Here is a 21577-nt window from a genome sequence, read left to right on the forward strand (position 1 = left end):
TTTAGATATTAATACTTTCGATAGGAATAGCCAAAACTTTATGGCTTATAAGAATTAAATAGAATAATGACTAAAGAGTGGTAAAAATATAGCAATAGTAGGAGGGAAAAGGTTAATATTTCAATTTGATGTCAGTATATATATTTACACCGGAATAGATTAAAAGTATAATTAGAATATATTAGTACAATTAGGAGGAGTTATGAAAGGCTTAATTAAAATTATAATTTTTGTAATAGTAATAGTAATAGTAATAGTATTTATAGGGATTTTTATGAAGAGTACATCTAAAAATTCTACTTATGCTAATGAGAAAGAAACACAAGCTGAGAAAGATAAAAATACTAAAGAAGATAATATAAAAGATCAAGAAAACGAAGCTAATAAAGAAGTCATGAAGATAGCGGAAATAAATAAAGAAGCTATGAATAAAAAAGAGAAAATTAAGTATGTAAATCTAACTCCGGGAGAAGTCTATATACCAATTCTTATGTATCATTCTATTTCAGATAGTGATAGTAAAAATAATTTATTGATCCCAGTAGCGCAATTTACTGCGGAAATGAGTTGGTTAAAAAAAGAAGGCTTTACACCTATGTTAATGGGTGAGGTTATTTCAGCTTTGAAAAGTGGAAAGGTACCTAAAAGACCAGTTGCGATTACCTTTGATGATGGATATGCAGATAATTATACAGCTGGGTATAAAGCTTTAATTGATAATAATATGAAAGCTACATTTTTTATAATAACTGATACAACAGATGTTGATTCTTCGTATATGAGCTCGGTAATGCTTAAAGAAATGGCTAGCAAAGGTATGGGAATAGAAAATCATACATCAAAACATATGGAGTTAAATAAATTAAGTAGAGCTGATAAAGTAAATATTATTAAAGCAGGAAAGGATTCCTTAAAAGCAAAGTGTGGGGTAGATAGTAAATATCTTTGTTACCCTGTTGGGAGATATGATGATGAAACAATACAGGTGGCAAAGGAATTAGGGCTAGAAGGTGCAGTGACAACAGAGGGTGGGCTGGCTAATATTAAAAATGGTGAGTTTGCATTAAAAAGAATAAGAATGTCACCTATGAAATTAGAAAATTTTAAAGCTATATTTGAAAGTTTTATGACAAATAATTGAGGGATATTCAAAAAAATAATAAGCCAATACAATAGTTTGTTTTTTTCTTGATTTATTATTTTTTTTGAATATCTAAAATACCACCTATTATTACTTTATGTAATAGTAGGTGGTATTTTTATGCGGAAATATTAGAAAAACATAGATAATTAAGAGCCATCCTTTATTAATAATGATTTTCGTTTAAAATGATGAAAATAAAACTTTGCCTAAACCAGAGTATTATGCTAAGATATAAATAGTTAAAGCCGAGCAAAGTAATCGGAATTATTTTTTTAGATAAAGGAGAGTTTAATTATGAATAATAATTTATTGAAAATAGAGAACTTAAAGACAATGGTAGAGGAAAAAGAAATATTAAAGGGGTTAAACCTTGAAATAAATAAAGGGGAAATACATGTAATAATGGGACCAAATGGAGCAGGGAAGTCAACATTAGCAAATGCTCTAATGGCTCATCCAAGATATAGACAAGTTAATGGAGAAATTATATTTGATGGAGAAAATATAAATAATCTTAAAACTGATGAAAGAGCAAGACGTGGATTGTTTTTATCTTTCCAATATCCAGAAGAAATACCTGGAATTACAGTGGAGAATTTTTTAAAAACTGCTAAAAATTCAATTGATGGAAATTTACTTAAGTTCTTAAAATTCAGTAAAGATTTAAAAACAAATATGGAAGATTTAAAAATTAATACAGAATATGCAAAGAGATACTTAAATGTAGGTTTCTCAGGTGGAGAAAAGAAGAAAAATGAAATATTGCAAATGCTTATGTTAAAACCTAAACTTGCAATATTAGATGAAACAGATTCAGGATTAGATGTAGATGCTATTAAAATAGTTTCACAAGGTATTAAAATATTTTCAAATGAAGAAACAGCTGTATTAATTATTACTCATAATACAAAAATATTAGAAAACTTAAAGCCGGACTATGTTCATATTTTAGTAGATGGAAAAATAGTTAAAACTGGAGATAGTACATTAGCAGATGAAATAGAAAAAAATGGATACGAATCATACAAAAATAATTAATTTATAAATTGGAGGTGAAAAAGTATGGAAATGAAAAAAAGAACAGAAGTTGATGAAATGGATAGAGGTATATATGATGTTAAAAATGAAGATACCTTTAGTTTTAAAACTGAAAAGGGATTAAATAAAGAAACTGTAGAAACTATATCTAAGGAGAAAAATGAACCTTTATGGATGAGAGAATTTAGATTAAAATCCTTAGAAGTTTATAATAAAATAGCAATGCCATCCTGGGGTCCAAATTTAGATGATCTTGATATGGATAATATAGTAACTTACGTACGGCCTAAAACAAAATTAGCTGAAAAATGGGATGATGTTCCAGATGATATAAAGAAAACTTTTGATCTACTTGGAATACCAGAAGCTGAAAAAAAATCTTTAGCAGGTGTTGGAGCTCAATACGATTCAGAGGTAGTTTATCATAGTATAAGAGAAGATTTAGTTAAACAAGGTGTAATATATACTGATATGGAAAGTGCGGTAAGAGATTATGAAGATATTGTAAAAGAATATTTTATGAAATGTGTTACACCAAATGATCATAAATTTGCAGCCCTGCATGGAGCAGTTTGGTCTGGAGGATCATTTGTATATATCCCTAAAGGTGTTGAAGTGGATATTCCTTTGCAATCATACTTTAGATTAAATTCACCAGGAGCTGGACAATTTGAACATACACTAATAATAGTAGACGCGGGAGCTAAACTTCACTTTATAGAAGGATGCTCTGCACCAAAATATAACACTACAAATTTACATGCCGGATGCGTTGAGCTTTTTGTAAAAGAAGGAGCAACTTTAAGATATAGTACAATAGAAAACTGGTCTAAAAATATGATGAATTTAAATACTAAAAGAGCTTTAGTAGATAAAAATGCAACAATAGAGTGGGTGTCAGGTTCATTTGGATCTAAAGTATCCATGTTATACCCAATGAGTATATTAAGAGGCGAAGGGGCTAGAGTTGAATTTACAGGAGTTTCTTTTGCAGGAAGTGGACAAAACTTAGATACAGGAGCAAAGGTTATTCATGCAGCACCTTATACTTCTTCAACAATTAATTCAAAATCAATTTCAAAAAATGGTGGAAAAGCAACTTATAGAGGTGTGGTTAAAGTAAATCCAAATGCTCATCACTCAAAATCTATGGTTTCTTGCGAATCTTTAATGCTTGATAATATATCATCATCAGATACAATACCAGTTATTGATTTAATGAATGATAATATTGAAATTGGACATGAAGCTAAAATAGGAAGAATTAGTGATGATGCTATTTTCTATTTAATGACTAGAGGAATAAGCGAAGAAGAAGCAAAATCTATGATGGTAAGAGGGTTTGTTGAACCTATATCAAAGGAATTACCATTAGAATATGCAGTAGAAATGAACAATTTAATTAAACTTGAATTAGAAGGAAGTATAGGATAGGGGTGAAGGATATGAATAAGATACAATTTAATAATTTAAATAAAACTCCTGTAAGAACAAAATCATGGCTTAAAGTAAATGATGTAAGCCTTGGTGATTATGAAATGCCAGAAATAGAAGCTTTTAACAATGTGGAGTTTATTAATGCAGATTCACAGGTAGTTAGTATAGAAAAATTAAAAAGAGAAGATATATTTCCTTTAAATAAAAAATTTATCTATGGGGCAAGTGAAGAACTTGTAAACCAAGGAGAAAAGGAATTTAATGAAGGATATTTAATAAAGATAGAAAAGAACTCAAAGGTTATTGAACCTATAATAATTGAATTTAATATGGATAGTGAAAAGAAAACTTTAGTTGATAATATAATTATTGTAGCAGAAGAAAATTCTAAAAGTAAAATAGTTCTTAAATATAAATCAATGGATAATAGCGAAGGATATCATAATGGAGTTTGCAAAATATTTGCTGAAAATAACAGTGAAGTACAAGTTATTAAGGTTAATTTACTAAATAAAAATAGTGCTAATTTTGATTCGACTTTAGCAGATATAAGCTATGGAGGTTTAGTTGATTTTGTATCTATAGATCTTGGTGGAAAATATAGTGTAACAAATTATCATGGAGATTTAATTGAAGAAAACGCAAAATCTACATTATCTTCAATATATTTAGGTGAAGATAAAAAAGTTATAGATATGAATTATGTTATGACTCATAGAGGGAGAAGAACTAATTCAGAAATAATAACTAAAGGGGCTTTAAATCATGAAGCTAGCAAAATATTTAGAGGAACTTTAGATTTTAAAAAAGGAGCATCTAAAAGTGTTGGGGCAGAAGATGAATATTGCATGATGCTGTCACCTAAGGTTAAAGCAAAGGCATTACCATTATTACTTTGTGCAGAAGATGATGTTTCAGGACAACATGCTGCATCTTCAGGAAAAATAGATGAGGATAAACTTTTCTACTTAATGACAAGAGGAATAAGCTATGATGATGCAAGAAGAGTAATAATTGAAGCTTCATTTAATCCTATAATAGATAAAATAAAAGATGACTGTATTAAAGATGAAATACTAATTGAAATTAAGGAGAGGTTAGCAAATGGAAACTAGAGATTACTCCAAAGATTTCAAAACTTTAAATATAGAAGTAAATGGGAATAGGTTAGTTTATTTAGATAGTGCAGCAACAACTCAAAAACCAAATGTAGTTATAGAATCTATTAAAAATTATTATGAAAATATTAATGCAAACCCTCATAGAGGAGCTTATTATTTAAGTGTTGAAGCTACAAAGGCCTATGAAGAATCAAGAGAAACTGTTAAGTGTTTTATTAATGCAGAAACTTCAAAAGAAGTAATTTTCACTAAAAATGCAACTGAAGCCTTTAATCTTTTAGCTTTTTCATATGGAATGGATAGTGTTAAGGCTGGAGATGAAATTGTTATATCTATTGCAGAGCATCATTCAAACCTTATACCCTGGCAACGAGTTGCAAAAGATAAAGGTGCAACACTTAAATATATGTACACAAATGAATTTGGAGAATTAACACTTGATGAAATTAAAAGCAAAATTACTGAGAAAACAAAAATAGTAAGTGTAGCTCAAGTATCCAATGCTTTAGGAACAATAAATAACATAAAAGAAATTATAGATTATGCACATTCAAAGGGTTCTATAGTTATAGTAGATGCAGCTCAAAGCATTCCTCATATGAAGGTAGATGTAAGAGAACTTGATGTAGATTTCTTAGTGTTTTCTGGACACAAACTTTTAGCACCAATGGGAATTGGAGTGTTATTTGGAAAAGAAGAATTATTACAAAAAATGCCACCATTTATGTTAGGTGGAGATATGGTTGAATATGTATATGAGCAAGAAGCAACTTTTGATGAGTTACCTTTTAAATTTGAAGGTGGAACCCAAAATGTTGAAGCTGCAATTGGGCTTAAAGTAGCTATAGATTATTTAGAAGAAATAGGTATGGAAACTATTGCTAAAATAGAAAAAGAACTTATGACTTATGCTATGGATGAAATTAAAAAGCTTCCTTATGTAACAGTTTATGGGCCAAGTAAAATAGAAAATAGAAGTGGAGTAATATCCTTTAAAATAGAGGGAGTTCACCCACATGATGTTGCATCAATATTTGATAGTCATGGAGTAGCAATTAGAGCTGGAAATCATTGTGCTCAACCTCTTATGAGATATATGGGTATAAATTCAACTTGTAGAGCTAGTTTTTATCTTTATAATAAAAAAGAAGATGTAGACAAATTAATAGAAGTAATAAAAAGTACCTATAATATGTTTTCAAAATGGAGGTAAGTTAAATGGATTTAAATTCAATATACACAGAACTTATAATGGAGCACAGTTCATCAAAGCATAATAGAAGAAGCTTAGAGAATCCAAATGTATGTGAAAAAGGTCATAATCCAAGTTGTGGAGATGAGATATCATTAGAATTAAAATTTAATGGAGATATTATCGAGGATATGGCATTTACAGGCCAAGGTTGTGCTATATCACAAGCATCAACATCTATTATGATAGATTTAATAAAGGGAAAAAATAAAGAAGAAGCAATGAAACTAGTAGAAACTTTTATTGGAATGATAAAAAGAGAAATAACAGATGATGAGACGCTGGAAGTTTTAGAAGATGCATTTGTATTTAAAAATATATCAAATATGCCAGCTAGAGTTAAATGTGCAGTAATTGCATGGCATACTTTAAAAGAAGCTATTAAATAAGTTTAGAATGCTTTCAATGTAGATATACTCATGAATGAGTAACTATATTGAAAGCATTTTTTTTTGTAGCATAATAAGAAGAAAAAATATAAATATAAACATAAAGAGAAAAAATAAGAAAATATTAAGAAATTGTTAAGGATATATTTGGATAAATACTTTATAATATACATATAAAGTTAAAAAAATGTAACTTAGGGGGATTAAAAGTGAAGAAATTTATTGAAAAAAATTTATTTACTGCTTTAACATTAATTTTAGCCTTGGCTTTAGTTTTTCCAGCCTTAAATGTTAGTGCAAAAAATAAAGAGATAGGAAAATATGAAGTTAAAGTTAGTTATGGTATTGATGGAAAATATAGAGCTATGAAATTTGTACCAGTTACTGTTGACATGAAAAGTTTAGAAAAAGATTTTAAAGGTGAGATAGAAATAAGAGTGCCTAGTAGACTTCCAGGATCATATGATTCATATAGCAGGTCAGTAAATATAGCTAAAGGTGAAAGTGGCCAGGCAATAATTCCAGTTAGGATGCCTGAAACTGACAGTAAATTTACAGTGAATATTATGGAAGATGGTAAAAGTGTCTTAGAACAAAAAATAATTTTTTCAAATGGTAGAGTAAGCGAAGGGAATTTATTTGCAGGCGTGCTTACAGATGATTTTACTTCTCTTGGATATTTAAGTTATGTTAATTATGGTGATATACAAAGTGGGAGAACCGGTGCTTTAGATACGGTTAAGTTAGATATTGATAACATAGGGGATAATCATTTAAATATAGATGGGTTAGATTTAATATTTATTAATAATTTTAATATGGGTAATTTTAGTGAGGAAAATTATAAAAGTTTAAATGCTTGGGTAAATAAAGGTGGAACTTTAATTATTGGTGCTGGTGTTAATGAAAGCAAGACAGTTAAAATAATTGATAAATCTTTACTGGAGATTAAATCAAATGGAACTTCAAATAAAAGTGTAAAACTAGTAAATGACAGCTTGGATTTAACATTATCAAGTTTAGAAATTAAAAATTCAAAGGTTAAGATTGGAAGTCAAGGACAGGAACTAGTTTACTCTGTAGAAAAGGGAAAAGGAGAAATATTAGTTACTACTTTTGATTTAGGAACAGAACCTTTAATATCTTCAAAAGATGCATCAGAAATCTGGAATAAGCTTTTAGTTAGTAGTTTTGGTGATATGAGAGATAAATATAAGAATGGTGGTATGAACTACAATTATCAAACAGAAAATTTAATTAAAAATATTCCAGTAGATAAAGTGGTAAATGTTTTGACTTTAGCTATAATAATTGCAATATATGCTTTAACTATTGGAATAGTTCTATATATAGTACTTAAAAAAATGAAAAAGAGAGATTTGATTTGGGTGGCAGTTCCAACACTTGCAGTAGGATTCGCTCTAGTTATATATTTAACTGGAAGTTCTACAAGAGTTAATGATTTAATAGTTAATCAAGTAAATATTATTGATATAAATAAAGATGGAAAAGGTCAAGTGAAGGGATGTGTAGGGGTTGGAACTAAATATAAAGATGATGTCACTATAGAAAAGCCACAAAATATAGTAATGAATTTTATGGATGCTAGTAATGGTTATTATGGAATGCCAGAAGAACAAGTGTTAGATAAATTAAGAGTTAAAACTGCGTATAAAAATAATAATTCCTACTTTGAATTCAAAGATAGTAATGCTCTTGAAATGAAACAATTTGAAATATCTGGGAAAGAAGAAATTTTACCAAAAATAGAATCTACCTTTAATTATGATGGTGGAAACCTAAATGGAAAAATTAAAAATAATTTAGATAGTAATATAAATAAATTAATACTAGTATCAGGAGAAAATGTTTGGGATTTGGGAACTGTAAAAAAAGGTGAAGAATTAAGTATAGATAAATTGGAAATATCTAAAGCGTCAGGAGTTAGTATGTATGGAGATGAACTCGCAAGCAAATATGTAGATGTAAAGTATAATAAAAAAGGTGATGTTAGATCAGAAGAATTTAAAAATATTACTAGGTATGGAAATGTACTTCAAATGTTAAGTAGTGAAATTATATTTAATGCGGAATCTAAATTAATAGCAATAACAGATATGGAAGTAGATTATGGAATTGAGTTTGGTAAAAAGACTTTATCTAAGTATGATACTACAGTTTTAGTGCAGGGGTCAGAAATCGATTTTAAAGATAAGGATGGAAATACAAATTTCCCTCAAGGGTATTTTAAAGGTGTAGTTGAAAGTACTGCAGGAAGTGCTAATGAAGATAAGCATAGTGGACTGATTTATGGTGATGGTGAAATGATTTATAGTTTTAAAGTAAATGATGAAACTACAATTTTAAATATAAATGTTAATAAATCAGAAAGTAGATATGGAAATCAAGGAAATAAAGGTAGTGCAGAATATTATGTTTATAATTATAAAAACAGTGAGTATGAAAAAATTGCCTTGGATTCTTCAAAGGAAATTACTTTATCAAATGAAATAGATTACTCAGTTGATAATAAAATAAAAGTAAAGGTAGTTCTTAAGGATGCTACAGAAGGCCAAATTCCTAAGTTAACTATTAAGGGGAAGGTGAAATAATGCTAGTTATTAAAGATCTTGAAAAGTCTTATGGTAAATTTAAGGCTCTAAATAAATTGAATTTAGAAATTAAAAAAGGCGAAATATTTGGGTTTATAGGTCCAAATGGGGCTGGAAAAAGTACAACAATGAAAATAATATCAGGATTACTTTCACCAGATAGTGGCGAAGTTTATGTAGATGGCATTGATGCTATTAAGAATAATAAAGCTTTAAAAGATAAAATAGGATATATGCCAGATTTTTTTGGTGTATATGACAATTTAAAAGCTATAGAGTATTTAGAGTTCTATGCCTCTATTTATGGAATTGTAGGCATTGATGCGAGAAAACTTGGAATGGATTTATTAGAACTTGTAAACCTTCAAGATAAATATGATTGCAATGTTGATGGGTTATCAAGAGGAATGAAGCAAAGGCTATGTTTAGCTAGATGCTTAGTGCACAATCCTGAACTTCTAATATTAGATGAACCAGCATCGGGTATGGATCCAAGAGCGAGATTTGAAATGAAGGGAATTCTTAAAAATCTTAAAGACATGGGGAAAACAATAATAGTTTCATCTCATATACTTCCAGAACTTGGTGAAATTTGTACTAATATTGGAATAGTTAAAAATGGAACAGTGGTATGTCATGGAACTGTTGATGAAATAATGTCAAGAGCAGCAGGCTTATCTCCATATATTATTACAGTTATGGATAATGTAGAAAAAGCTATTGAATCATTAAGAGAAATTCCAGAAGTTGGAGAAATTTCAGTGGATGGAAATAAAATAACTGCAAATATATCTGGTGGAGATAAAGAAGGAAAAGACCTTTTAAAAGCTTTAGTTCTTAAAGATGTATCTGTAATAGGCTATGCTAGGGCAGTTGGAAACCTAGAGGATGTATTTATTCAAATAACTGAAGATGATAATAATTAAAGGGGTGAAAAATTATGAGAATAAATCCAGTTTTAAGAAATGAAAGTAAACTAGCAGCTAGGACTCCAAAGTTTACAATATTACTATTTATATATATAGCTATATTATCAGCAGGGGTATTAGTGTTTTATAACTTATATTCAGAAACATTTTATGCAAATGGATTAGATTTACAAAGTTCGGTAATGCTATATTTTGGAATGGCTATTGGGCAAGCAGTATTATTAATGTTTATAGTACCTGCATTAACATCGACAGCTATATGTTCAGAAAGAGAAAAACAAACTTTAGATATGCTATTATCAAGTAAACTAACACCGTTTCAAATAATAATTGGTAAACTATCATCATCTTCAATTAAGGTAATAATGCTTATAATATGCACTATGCCTATTTATGTAGTTTGCGGATTAACAGGTGGAATAAGAATATCTAATATAATACAATTAATAATGTTCTTTGCAGTGACTACAATTTTTGTGGGTTCGATTGGTGTATTTATATCAACCTACACAAAAACTTCAAAAGTTGCAACAGCCTTAACTTATGCATTAGTGTTATTTATATTTATAGGAACATTAATAATTGCATTTATAATTTTAATGGTTGAAGGAATGAAAGGTAATGGAGCAGATCCAGGGATACCATGGATAGTTTACTTAAGTCCTGCAACAGGGTTTATGAGTATGCTTAGTAATCAAGTTGGTATGGTAGGCCAAATGGGTTATATGGTGCCTAGTATGGATATTTCAAAATATGCAGAATATATATCAATAGCAATTCAATTAGGATTAAGTGTTGTATTTATATATTTATCAGTAATTAAACTAAATCCATTAAATACAAAAAGAAATTTAAAGATTTTTAAAAGAAAAAAATCATAAAGGGGTAAGAGTATGAATTCTTTAGATAAAGCTATTTCAAGTTTTGTAGATAAGGCATCTAAAAGAATAAAGGTAAATTTCTTACTGAATTTGAGCATAGTGGGATTAAAACTCCTACTATGCTTAAGTCTTTGTTTATTATTAATTTCATTATTTATTACAATTCCATATATAGAGGAAATTTTAATAATAATAGTTGTAATTGGAATGATTGCTACTTTGATTTATGGGTTTATTAAAGCACCAAATAAAAGTAGAGTTGCACTAATTGTAGATTCAAAAGGGCTAAAGGAAAGGGTTACTACTTCCTTAGAATTAATTGGAGAAGAGGATAATATTTCAGTGGCTCAAAAAGAAGATACGATAAATGCTATTAAAAACTATAATTTGAAAGATAATCTAAAAATAAAATCTGATAGAAAACAGCTATATTTAATAGTTGGATTAATTGCTATGTGTTTTATGACTTCAATAATACCTACAGTAGCAAAAAAAAATGCAGATAATATTAAAGAATTTAATAAATATAAAAGTGAAGTTGTTAAAAAAATAGATAAAGAAATGAAAGAAGTAGATAAACTTGAAAATCTTGATGAAGAGGAAAAGAAAGAGATTAAAAAGATTTTAGAAGATGCTAAAAAGGAATTAAAAGAGGGCACTAAAAAAGCAGAGCTTAATAAAACTTTAGAAAGATTAGAGAAGAAATTAGATGATAAAAAAGAAAAAGTAAAAAGTGAGGAAGGAAAAAAATCATTAGATGAAGTTAAGAAGAATTTATTAGAGGATTTTAATAAAAAGAAAGAAGAAGAAGCAAAAAAAGATTTAAATAAAATAGTAAATGAGTTAACTAAAAAGGAAGAAAGTAAAAAATTAGCAGAAGCTTTAATGTCTGATAATAAAGATGAGATTGCAAAGGCTTTAGGTGAAATGAAAAAGTCACTATCTAAAATGAGTAGCGCACAAAAAAGTAAATTATCTAATTCATTAAAAAATGCCACTCAAAACATGTCAGATGAAGATTTGGCAAAAGCTTTAGAAGAAGCTTCAGATTCAGTTTTGGATGGAGACCTTAATGAGGAAGATTTAGAAAAAGCATTAGCTTCACTTAAGAAAAGTTCGCAAAAAGGGAAAAAGCCTGCTGAAGGTAAACAACCAGGAGCAGGAGCAGGCGAAGGCGAGGGTGAAGGAAGTGGTTCGGGTCAAGGCAAAGGTCAAGGTCAAGGTCAAGGTCAAGGTCAAGGTCAAGGAAGTGGAGCAGGTGGAGGCTGGAATACTGGAAGTACAAATGGCACAGAAAAAGAGTCTGAGAAAAAAAGTGGAGAACAGATTTTTATTCCAGGTAGAGATGTGGGAACTGATGGTAATTTAACAGGAAATAAAAATGAAAATGGTGACACTCAGCAGGTTGAAACTAAAACTGGATTAAACTTAGATGGGTCAAAAGCAAATTATGATAAAGTTATTGGTGACTATACAAATAGTGCATTAGAAGGTGCAAATAATAGTAATTTGCCAGAAAGTTTAAAAGACTTAATAAAAGAGTATTTTGAAGGGTTGAATTAGTGCTTGTGTTTAGATCTCACATATAGAATATAAAAAAATACTGACTTGTTATTTAGATTTACAAGAGATATTAGATCGGAGGAATAATAATGGATATAAATGAAAACATGTTAAAAGAAGTTGCAGAAAAAATAAGGAAATGTGAAGAGGAAATTGGAAAAGGAATTATAGGACAAAAAGAGGTTATAAGAAATGTTTTAGTTGCAATTTTTGCAGATGGAAATGTTCTTTTAGAAGGTATGCCTGGAATGGGTAAAACACAGCTTGTTAAAACTATAGGACGTGTTTTAAACCTTGATTTTGCAAGAATTCAATTTACACCAGATTTAATGCCTGCAGATGTTGTTGGAACAAATTTAGTAGTTAAAGAAAATAATAATACTGTATTTAAATTTGAGAAGGGACCTATATTTACAAATCTTTTACTTGCAGATGAAATAAATAGAGCAACTCCAAAAACACAATCTGCTCTTTTGGAAGCTATGGGAGAAAAAACAGTAACAGTTGGAAAAACAACTTATGAAATGTCAAAACCATTTATGGTTCTTGCAACTCAAAATCCAATAGAACAAGAGGGGACATATCCCTTACCGGAAGCTCAATTAGATAGATTTTTATTTAAAATAAATGTGGATTTCCCAAATTTAAATGAGCTTAAAGCTATTATGGATTTAACTTTAAGTAATAACAAAGTTGAAATAAAGAACGTTTTAGAAGGTAGTGAAATTTTAGAAATTAGAGAAATAATTAGAGAAGTTAAAATCGCAGATGCTGTTAAAGAGTTTGCACTTAAATTAATTCTTGGAACTCACCCTGAAATAGAAGATGGACATGACCTTGCAAAACAATATGTGGAAGCTGGAGCAAGCCCAAGAGCGGCACAAGGAATAATAAGTGGAGCTAAAGTTTTAGCAGTTATGGATGGTAGGTTCAATGTTTCTTTTGATGACATAAAAGCACTTTCATACCCAATTTTAAAACATAGAATAATACTAAATTTTGATGCAATAACAGAAGGTATAACAGAGGAAAGTATTATAGATAAAATACTAGAAGACTTAAAGGTTGTGTAAAAAATGAGTGTGAAAATATTTAATGAGGACTTCTTTAAAAAGCTAAACAAAATTAATATGCATATTAATTTTAAACTTTCAAGTGGAACCCAGGGAGGAAGAAAATCTAAAGCTAAAGGAGTTTCTGTTGAATTTTCAGATTATAGAGAATATGCAGCTGGTGACGATTTTAGAAGAATTGATTGGAATGCCTATGGAAGGTTTGATAAGTTTTTTATAAAGGTATTTATGGAAGAGAGAGAAGGTGTGTTTAATTTCTTTATAGATAAAAGTAAATCTATGGATTATGGTGAAGTAAACAAAAAAGATACAGCACTAAAAGTAGTTGGAGCTTTAAGTTATATTGCACTAAATAATTTAGATAGAGTAAATATAAATACAATGGAAAGTGGGACTGTTAAATCTTTAAAAAGTGCTACAGGAAATAAGGGGTTTCAAAGAATATTAAAAGAACTAGAGTCTATGGAATTTGATGGATCTACAGATTTATCTCAAAGTATTAAAAAAAGAAATTTAAACTCAAGAGGAATATCAATTGTAGTTTCAGATTTTCTAAATAATAATGGACTAGAAACTTTAGAAGAGGGACTTAAATATTTAGCTTTTAAAAAGCAAGAAATTATATTAGTTCAAATATTAGCAGAAGAAGAGATAAACCCACAGTTTAATAATGAAATAACATTTATAGATTCTGAAACTAATGAAAACTTAAAAATGAGTTTAACACCAAGTATAATTAAAGATTACAAAAATTCTTTAAAGAAATATAACAAAGAAATAGAATCTTTAGTGAAAAAATATGGGGGAAAGCTTATAAGTGTAAGCTCATCTAAATCTATAGAAGAAATAATATTAAATGATTTTAGCAAAAAAAGAGTACTTTATTAGGGGAGGAATTGATTTATGGGATTTACAAGTCTTTGGCCATTATTTTTATTAATAACAGTTCCTCTACTTATAATGCTTTATATATTGAAGAGGAAATATAAAGAAGAAGTTATATCTTCATCTTTATTATGGAAAGAAGTTTATAAAAACACTAGAGCCACTACACCTTGGGAAAAGTTTAGAAAAAATATAATGTTTTTATTGCAATTATTAATATTACTACTAATAATATTTGCATTAATGAAACCATTTTTAAAGTTTGGTGGAGAAAGTTATAAAAATGTAATTATAGTTCTAGATAACACTGCAAGTATGAGTACAATTTATAATGAAAAAACTAGACTTGAAAATGGTAAAGATTTAGCAAAAGAATTTTTAAATTCTGCAAAAGATGGGACAAATGCTTATATAGTTAACTTTGATGGAAGTGGAAATTTATTATTAAGCGGAGAACCTAGCAAAGATATATCCACTGAAACGATTAATAAAATAACACAAAGTTATGGTTCTGGTGATATAAATGATGTTGTATCTTTAGTTAAGGCTGTTGGAGAAGGTATTGGAGAAGAATACGAAACATTAATATTTACAGATAAAGATGTTAGCTTAGGTGATGTAAATGGGAAGGTAGTTTCGCTGGGGAACATTGGAAGCAATGGATCTGTAGATAATATATCACATAAAGTTATTGGAGAAAACATGAAAATTATAGCTACAGTTTCAAATAGAGGAACTGGAAGTTATGAAGGAGATTTTTCACTTTATAATGGAGATGATCTAATAAAGGTTGAAACTTTATCTTTAGCAGAAGGTGAAAAGAAAACTTTAAGTTTTGAGTTAGAACAATTTAAAGGAGAATATTTAAAGGGAGAGCTTTCAAGAAAAGATATAAATTTAGAAGATAATTTATATTATCATGTTATAGGTAATACAAAAATAAAAAAAGTATTAATCGTAACTACAGAAAATGTATTTTTAGAAAAAGCTTTTGGTAGCATTCAAAATACAGAAGTATTTAAAACTAATGATGTATCAAACTTAAGTGCGGGAGATAATTACGATCTTTATGTATTTGATAATGTTAAACCAGAGGTGATGCCAAGCAAAGGAAGTATCTTATTTATTAATCCAACTTCAAATAATTTTTTCAAGGTTTTAGAAGGTGGAGAAATAGGAGAGGCAACAGCTGTGCAAGGAGAATTATCAAATTACTTAGAATCCATAAAATTCACATTATCTAAATATGGTAAATTAGAAGTACCTTATTGGGGTAGAGGATTTTTATCTGTAGATGAAAGTGCAATTGGATTTAAAGGCGAATTTGAAGGAAGACAAATAGCAGCATTAACCTTTGATCTTCATAATAGTGATTTAGCTTTAAAAAAAGAGTTCCCAATTTTAATATATGAATTAGGAGAAGACTTAATTTCCAGTGGAATGCTTTATAAAAGTAATTTTAAATGTGGCGAAAAAGTTGTAGCTAAGGGACGTTCTTTAGATGAAGAACTTAAAGTAACTTATCCAAATGGAGAAGTATTAGCCATAAAATCTGGAGATGAAATAAAAGAAGAAAAGAATTTAGGATTATATAAATTAAACTTAGGGGAAGAAAAAGAATTGTTTTCAGTAAACTTCCCAAGTGAAAAAGAAAGTAATACAAATTCGGAAGTAGCAGGTGAAACAGAAAGCTTAAGTAAGGTAAAGGGTGACTTAAAAAGAGGAATAAACATTGAACCTTTTATAATACTTTTAGCAATGTTGATAGTAGGTTATGAATGGGTTATGTATAAAAGAGGAAATTAGGAGGTAGGTTATATGAATTTAGAAATAGGAAACTTATATGCTTTAATATTAATTCCGATAATTTTTGCCTTTATGTATTCTACCTTTAAGAAACATAAACCAGCAAGCAAAAATGACTGGGTAATATTAATAAGCAGAATAATAATATTTACACTTTTAGTAGGCGCTTTTACAAATATTAGTTTAAATTTCAAGGGAAGAAATGTTTCAACAGTATTTATATTAGATGTATCAGAAAGTATGGGAGATTTTAAGGAATCTGGAGAGTTATTTATAAATAATGCCTTAAAAGAAATACCAAAGGGAAATAAATCAGGAGTTGTTATTTTTGGAGATAACTCTAAAATAGATAAAGTTTTAAATAAGAAAAAAGAATACAAATCAATAAATGAAAACCCAGTAGTTAGTGCAACTAATATACAAGAGGCTGTAGAATCGTCATTAGCTTTATTTAAAAAGGGAACCTCAAAAAGAATAGTTTTAATTACTGATGGTGAAGAAAATCAAGGGGATATTTTAAAATCTATTCCTCTTATAAATGAACAAAATATAGAATTGAAAGTTAATAAAGTAACCTCAAAAGGTGGAGATGAAGTTTACGTTGATAATGTAAAAGTTCCAGATAATATTTCAGTTGGAGAGGAATTTTCAGTTCAAATAGATCTACAATCAAATTATGCAGCAAAAGCAAAACTTATACTTTTTTCAGGAAGAGATAAAGTAGGCGAGCAGGATGTTCAAATACAAAAGGGAAAAAATGCTTTTGTATTTAAAGATAAGCAAACAAGCGGAGGGTTTAAAGGTTATAGAGTTTTAGTTGAAGCCGAAGGTGATACATCTAAAGTGAATAATGAATTTAGTGCTTTTACTAATGTAGTAGATAAGGCTACAATTTTATTAATTAACGGAAAGCTTGGAGAATCAGAAGCTTTAGAAAAAATTCTAAGTGAAGCTGGAGCAAATGTAAAGAAAATAGGGTCAAAGTCAGCACCAATGAAGTTAAATGAATTTTTAGAGTATAAAACAATTATTTTAAATAATGTTCATAAAGATGATTTGAATAATGGATTTATGGATAATGTAGAAACTTATGTTAAAGATTATGGTGGGGGGCTTGTATCCTTTGGTGGAGAAGAAGCTTATGCACTTGGAGGTTATAAAGATACTAGCTTAGAAAAAGTTTTACCCGTTAACATGGATAAAACCGGTAAAAATGAAGTTCCAGGAATAAGTTTAAACTTAGTTATTGATAAGTCAGGAAGTATGAGTGGAGAATCGGGTGGAGTAAGTAAATTAACACTTGCAAAAGAAGCTGCAATGAAAGCTTTAGAAAATTTAAGAGAAGTAGATGAAATATCACTTATAGCCTTTGATGATACCTTTGAAGAAGTTGTACCACTTCAAAAAGTAGGAGATAAAAATGCTATAAAAGAAAAAATAGCAGGAATTCAAATAAGAGGAGGTACATCTATATATCCAGCTTTAGATGCAGGCTATAAGATTCAAAAAGAAAGTAATGCGAAAATTAAGCATACAATTCTTTTAACAGATGGAGAAGATGGAATGCCATATGCAGCTTATGCAGAACTTTTAGCTGGGTTTAATTCAAGTAATATAACACTTTCAACAGTAGCAGTAGGAGAAGGTGCAAACCAAACACTTTTAGGAGACCTAGCAACTGTAGGAAAAGGGAGAAGTTATTATACAGATATGTACACTGATATTCCTAGAATATTTGCAAAAGAAGTACTACTATCTGTAGGTACTTATATAATAAATGAAGAATTTACACCAAGTATTTTAAGTAACCATGAAATTTTGTCGGGAGTAAAAACTTCAGAAGGAATCCCAAGCTTATTTGGATATATAGGAACATCAATAAAAAAAGATGCTATAGAAATATTAAGATCAAATCATGATGAGCCAATACTAGCTGCAAGGCAATATGGTCTTGGAAAAACAGTATCTTGGACATCCGATATAAGTGGACAATGGAGTAGAAACTACTTAACTTGGGAGTATGGAGCTCAATTAGTTAAGAACATGATTTTCTATACAATACCACAATATGGAGAAGAGGGAAGACTTAGTGTAACACAAGAAGGAAATGAAGCGAAAGTTGAGTTCTACAATGATAAAATTAGTAAAGATGCTAAAGTTAAGGGTTTATACAATGGAGAAAATGATAAAAAAGGAGACTTTGAATTAACGCAAACACAGCCAGGTAAATTTGAAGCAAATATTCCATTAGAAGATTTAGGATTTTATAATTTTAGCATAAGAGAAGAAGAAGAGGGTACAGTTAAAAACAACTATAAAGGGGGATTTGCACTTCAATACTCACAAGAATTTAAATTTAATAACAATGTACAAAAACTAGATACTGTAGTAAAAGAAACAAAAGGGTCATTTATAAACAAACCAGAAGAAGTGTTTACAGGAGATTTAGAAAAAGAATATAATAAAATTAACACAGTAACACCACTTCTAGTAATTAGCATTATTTTATTTATGTTAGATATAGCTTATAGAAGATTGAATTTAGACTTTAGCAAATACTTTAGAAATAGAAAGAAAAACAAATCTAAAGTTTATAAAGAGAAGACTAAGAAAAAAAGCATGAATAAAGAAGCAAGTATAAATGAAGATTTAAAGATAAAAACTGAAGAGGCTATAGACTTAGAAGTTAATGAGCATACGCCTAGAAAAAATAATAAAAAATATAAGAAGCAAGATAATAATGTAACTATAGATAGTGAGAAAATTGGAAAGAAAGAGACACTAAATACAGGAATGCTTTTAAAGAAAAAGAGTGATAGAAAAAAAATATAAGGGAGGGAGTGAGCTGAAAGAAAATAGCGAGTCAAAGATTTTGACTTGCTATTTTAAAAAAGCTCTATTATATGACTATAAAAAAAATATCCTTATTAATTATTTTTTCAATAATTATATTGAATATAGCTGGTTGTAGTAGTAAAAGTTCTAATGACTTATCTAAAAATGAAGAAAATATTCAAGAAGAGCAAAAGGTTGTAGAGGAAATACCAGAAGTAATAACTTCATTTGTGGCTCTTGGCAAAATATATACTTCAAGCAAAAATTTAAGTGAAGTTAAAGCAAATACAGATATTTATGATGATCAACTTTCAAAATCATATGTTCCTGGGGAATATAAAGAATTAGATTTTGCTAATGATTTATTATATGCTTATGTAAATCAAAATCAAGAAATTTATAATAACTTAATATCCTTTGATGAAAAAAGTGAATCAGGAATAGCACCTATAACAGCAGAGGATAAAATTAAATTGCAAAGTGATTTGAAATATTTAAGAGAGCAAATGAAACTATTAGATGGTGAAACTATGGTATTAAAATTAGATAAGGTAACTTATAGGGGAAAAAGTTCTAAAACAAATAAGGGAGCATCCTTTAAAATAAGAGTTGCAATATCAGCTGCTGGTGATTATAGCGCTGCTTGGAATTCATATAACGTTGAAGTATATGAAGAGGGAAACAAGTTAGTCGCTCACTTATTTTAGAACGTTATTTAATTAGAGATTTTAAAGAATATTACTAGTTATTTTTAAAAAGCTTTCTTAATAACAAATTATTTGGAAAAAATTAAAAGTAGAATTTTATATCAGAAAAATTCAAAAGATAATATTTCTACATATTGTAACAAATGGTATAATATAAAGAAAGAAAGTAAAGAGGAGCATATAGTTTATGAAAAATGAGGATTTACCTGTTGGATTATTTAATGGAACAGTCGCTACTACAAATGGATTATATAGTATAAAAGATATAGATCTTGATACTGCTAAAAGATATATAAAACAAAAGGGTTTCATATCAGCAATTGGTCATGAAGCTACGGCAGAAATTATGTCGGATTTATTTGGAATGAATATTCCAATGAATAGAATTCAATTTCATCAACAAATAGGACAGATTGGCATTGTTTTTAAATTAAATGAAAGACCGCCTGAAGGAGAAGTATTAGATAGAGCAGAGCTTGAACGAGTAGGCTATTGCTTGAAGATTATGGAAAGATTTGAATAAGCAGATAATTAAACATAAAAAACAACCTTCAATATAATAACTGAAGGCTGTTTTTATGTGTGAAAATTTATTTGTTAGTGATTAAATAAATATATTATTTAAGGTAGATATTGAACTTCAATTTTATATACTTTACTTGTTTCTTTAGAAATAAAAATAGATATTTCTTGTAGAACAGTTTTAGTATAAGTATAAGAAATATAGCTTGGATCATCTTCTTTAACAACTTCTAAATTAGAGAAAGCAGATTCCACATCCTGCTGAGTAGAACCAACTTTTATACCTTTAGGCAATTCTATGGGCAATTTAGTATCAGTGTCATTTGAAATAAAAGATGTGACTAAACAGTTTTTATAACTAGTTGAAGTATCTAGTTCATTATATAAATTCGTATCTAATGAAATATTACCTTTTCTTAAGATAAACCCAAAGGCTGTATCTTTAGCATCTATTTTTTCGTAAGGAGCACTCTCAATTACCCAACCATCTTTTTCAAGTTCAGCAAATGGAACAGGTACATTATATAAAACACCATCGTATTTAACATTAAAACTTAGTAAATCATCAGTTAGTTCCTTAGGAACTTTATAGGTTGATGATTTACTAATTGATTCATTAGAATTAGCAGATTCGGATGAATTAGTTTTATCTGGTGAATCATTAAAATTTCTTAAATCAATTTGTGAAACCTTGTTTGTTTCAATATCTATCATGATATCAATAGTTTTATAAGTATTAACTTCGTAAGTGAACTTTGTATAAAGTTCAGATTCATAAGAATCAGTAGGTTCTCCGTATGCTGAAAGCACCTCTTCTTTTGAGCTTCCTAAAGTTATGCCTTTAGGTAAAACTAGTTTTAATCCATTTTCTGCATAATATTCATCTATAGCAATACCACCAACTATACATTTATCAGCTGATTGTACGTTTTCGCTAGAGTTAAATATATATGAATTTATTTCTTTATCTCCATTTTTCAGTATTGTTCCTAATGTGTGTTGAGAAGGTTCTAGATTAATTAAGTCAGCTTCTTTAATTACCCAACCGTTTTTTTCTAATTCTGAAAATGCAATAGGTAGATTATAATCTACACCATTTAATACTATTTCAAAACTATATAAATCATCTGATTTTGGTGAAGATATTTTATCCGAATTGACATCTTCTTGAATAAGTTTTTTATCTTGAATATCTTTATTAGTTTCGCCTTTAGAACATGAAAATAGTGATACGCTAGTAACTAAGCATAATATTAATAATAATTTTTTCATTTTATTCTCCTTTTATAGTTCTAATAATTTTTATTAAATAGAATTAATTTATATATGTATATAGTTGCTTAAGAAATATATCCAACAGATATTAACATAAAATAGGTAAAC

At 28.7% G+C, this 21577-nt stretch carries 17 protein-coding genes; 16 read left to right on the forward strand and 1 reads right to left on the reverse strand.

Going from position 1 to position 21577, the window contains the following annotated elements; genetic code table 11:
* Positions 1-202: 202 nt before the first annotated feature.
* The 16 genes from BLS77_RS02570 (at position 203) to BLS77_RS02645 (ending at position 20195) form a co-directional block, all read left to right on the forward strand.
* On the forward strand, positions 203-1141 hold the full coding sequence (locus tag BLS77_RS02570) for a polysaccharide deacetylase family protein (RefSeq protein WP_089965501.1): 939 nt from the start codon (positions 203-205) through the stop codon (positions 1139-1141).
* A 297-nt stretch (positions 1142-1438) separates the two neighbouring features.
* Positions 1439-2182 carry a Fe-S cluster assembly ATPase SufC gene (gene sufC / locus BLS77_RS02575; protein WP_089965502.1) on the forward strand — a complete coding sequence of 248 codons (744 nt, stop codon included), beginning with the start codon at positions 1439-1441 and terminating at the stop codon, positions 2180-2182.
* A 24-nt stretch (positions 2183-2206) separates the two neighbouring features.
* Entirely contained in the window at positions 2207-3616 is a 1410-nt protein-coding gene (sufB, locus tag BLS77_RS02580) for a Fe-S cluster assembly protein SufB (protein WP_089965504.1), read from the forward strand.
* A gap of 11 nt (positions 3617-3627) precedes the next feature.
* Entirely contained in the window at positions 3628-4734 is a 1107-nt protein-coding gene (gene sufD, locus BLS77_RS02585) for a Fe-S cluster assembly protein SufD (RefSeq protein ID WP_089965505.1), read from the forward strand.
* Complete coding sequence (locus BLS77_RS02590; protein WP_089965506.1) at positions 4724-5953, forward strand: cysteine desulfurase; 1230 nt, start codon at positions 4724-4726, stop codon at positions 5951-5953. Before sufD ends, BLS77_RS02590 begins: the two co-directional genes overlap by 11 nt.
* A 5-nt stretch (positions 5954-5958) precedes the next feature.
* A complete protein-coding gene (gene sufU / locus BLS77_RS02595) occupies positions 5959-6381 on the forward strand; it encodes a Fe-S cluster assembly sulfur transfer protein SufU (RefSeq protein WP_089965511.1) in 423 nt (140 codons plus the stop codon).
* Between the two features lie 209 nt (positions 6382-6590).
* Positions 6591-8993, forward strand: coding sequence for a hypothetical protein (locus BLS77_RS02600; protein WP_089965513.1), 2403 nt, complete (start codon positions 6591-6593; stop codon positions 8991-8993).
* Positions 8993-9919: an ABC transporter ATP-binding protein gene (locus BLS77_RS02605; protein WP_089965515.1), complete on the forward strand. Its 927-nt coding sequence runs from the start codon at positions 8993-8995 to the stop codon at positions 9917-9919. The genes BLS77_RS02600 and BLS77_RS02605 overlap by 1 nt, the downstream gene beginning before the upstream one ends.
* 14 nt (positions 9920-9933) lie before the next feature.
* Entirely contained in the window at positions 9934-10803 is an 870-nt protein-coding gene (locus tag BLS77_RS02610; protein WP_089965518.1) for an ABC transporter permease, read from the forward strand.
* Positions 10804-10815: 12 nt separating this feature from the next.
* Positions 10816-12366, forward strand: coding sequence for a pectinesterase (locus tag BLS77_RS02615; RefSeq protein WP_089965520.1), 1551 nt, complete (start codon positions 10816-10818; stop codon positions 12364-12366).
* Positions 12367-12455: 89 nt separating this feature from the next.
* Positions 12456-13439, forward strand: a complete 984-nt coding sequence (locus BLS77_RS02620) for an AAA family ATPase (protein ID WP_089965523.1) — start codon at positions 12456-12458, stop codon at positions 13437-13439.
* A 3-nt stretch (positions 13440-13442) separates the two neighbouring features.
* On the forward strand, positions 13443-14327 hold the full coding sequence (locus BLS77_RS02625; RefSeq protein ID WP_089965525.1) for a DUF58 domain-containing protein: 885 nt from the start codon (positions 13443-13445) through the stop codon (positions 14325-14327).
* Between the two features lie 15 nt (positions 14328-14342).
* Complete coding sequence (locus tag BLS77_RS02630) at positions 14343-16130, forward strand: vWA domain-containing protein (protein ID WP_089965528.1); 1788 nt, start codon at positions 14343-14345, stop codon at positions 16128-16130.
* Between the two features lie 12 nt (positions 16131-16142).
* Entirely contained in the window at positions 16143-18962 is a 2820-nt protein-coding gene (locus BLS77_RS02635; RefSeq protein WP_089965531.1) for a VWA domain-containing protein, read from the forward strand.
* 71 nt (positions 18963-19033) lie between these two features.
* The gene (locus BLS77_RS02640) at positions 19034-19672 is read left to right on the forward strand and encodes a hypothetical protein (RefSeq protein WP_089965533.1); all 639 of its coding nucleotides are present in this window, start codon (positions 19034-19036) and stop codon (positions 19670-19672) included.
* A gap of 187 nt (positions 19673-19859) precedes the next feature.
* Entirely contained in the window at positions 19860-20195 is a 336-nt protein-coding gene (locus BLS77_RS02645; protein ID WP_089965535.1) for a YddF family protein, read from the forward strand.
* Positions 20196-20293: 98 nt separating this feature from the next.
* Here the strand turns inward: BLS77_RS02645 and BLS77_RS02650 are convergent, their stop codons facing one another.
* On the reverse strand, positions 20294-21466 hold the full coding sequence (locus BLS77_RS02650) for a hypothetical protein (RefSeq protein WP_089965537.1): 1173 nt from the start codon (positions 21464-21466) through the stop codon (positions 20294-20296).
* Between the last annotated feature and the right edge of the window lie 111 nt (positions 21467-21577).

Origin of the sequence: Clostridium gasigenes (assembly GCF_900104115.1) — a bacterium.
Lineage (GTDB): Bacteria > Bacillota > Clostridia > Clostridiales > Clostridiaceae > Clostridium > Clostridium gasigenes.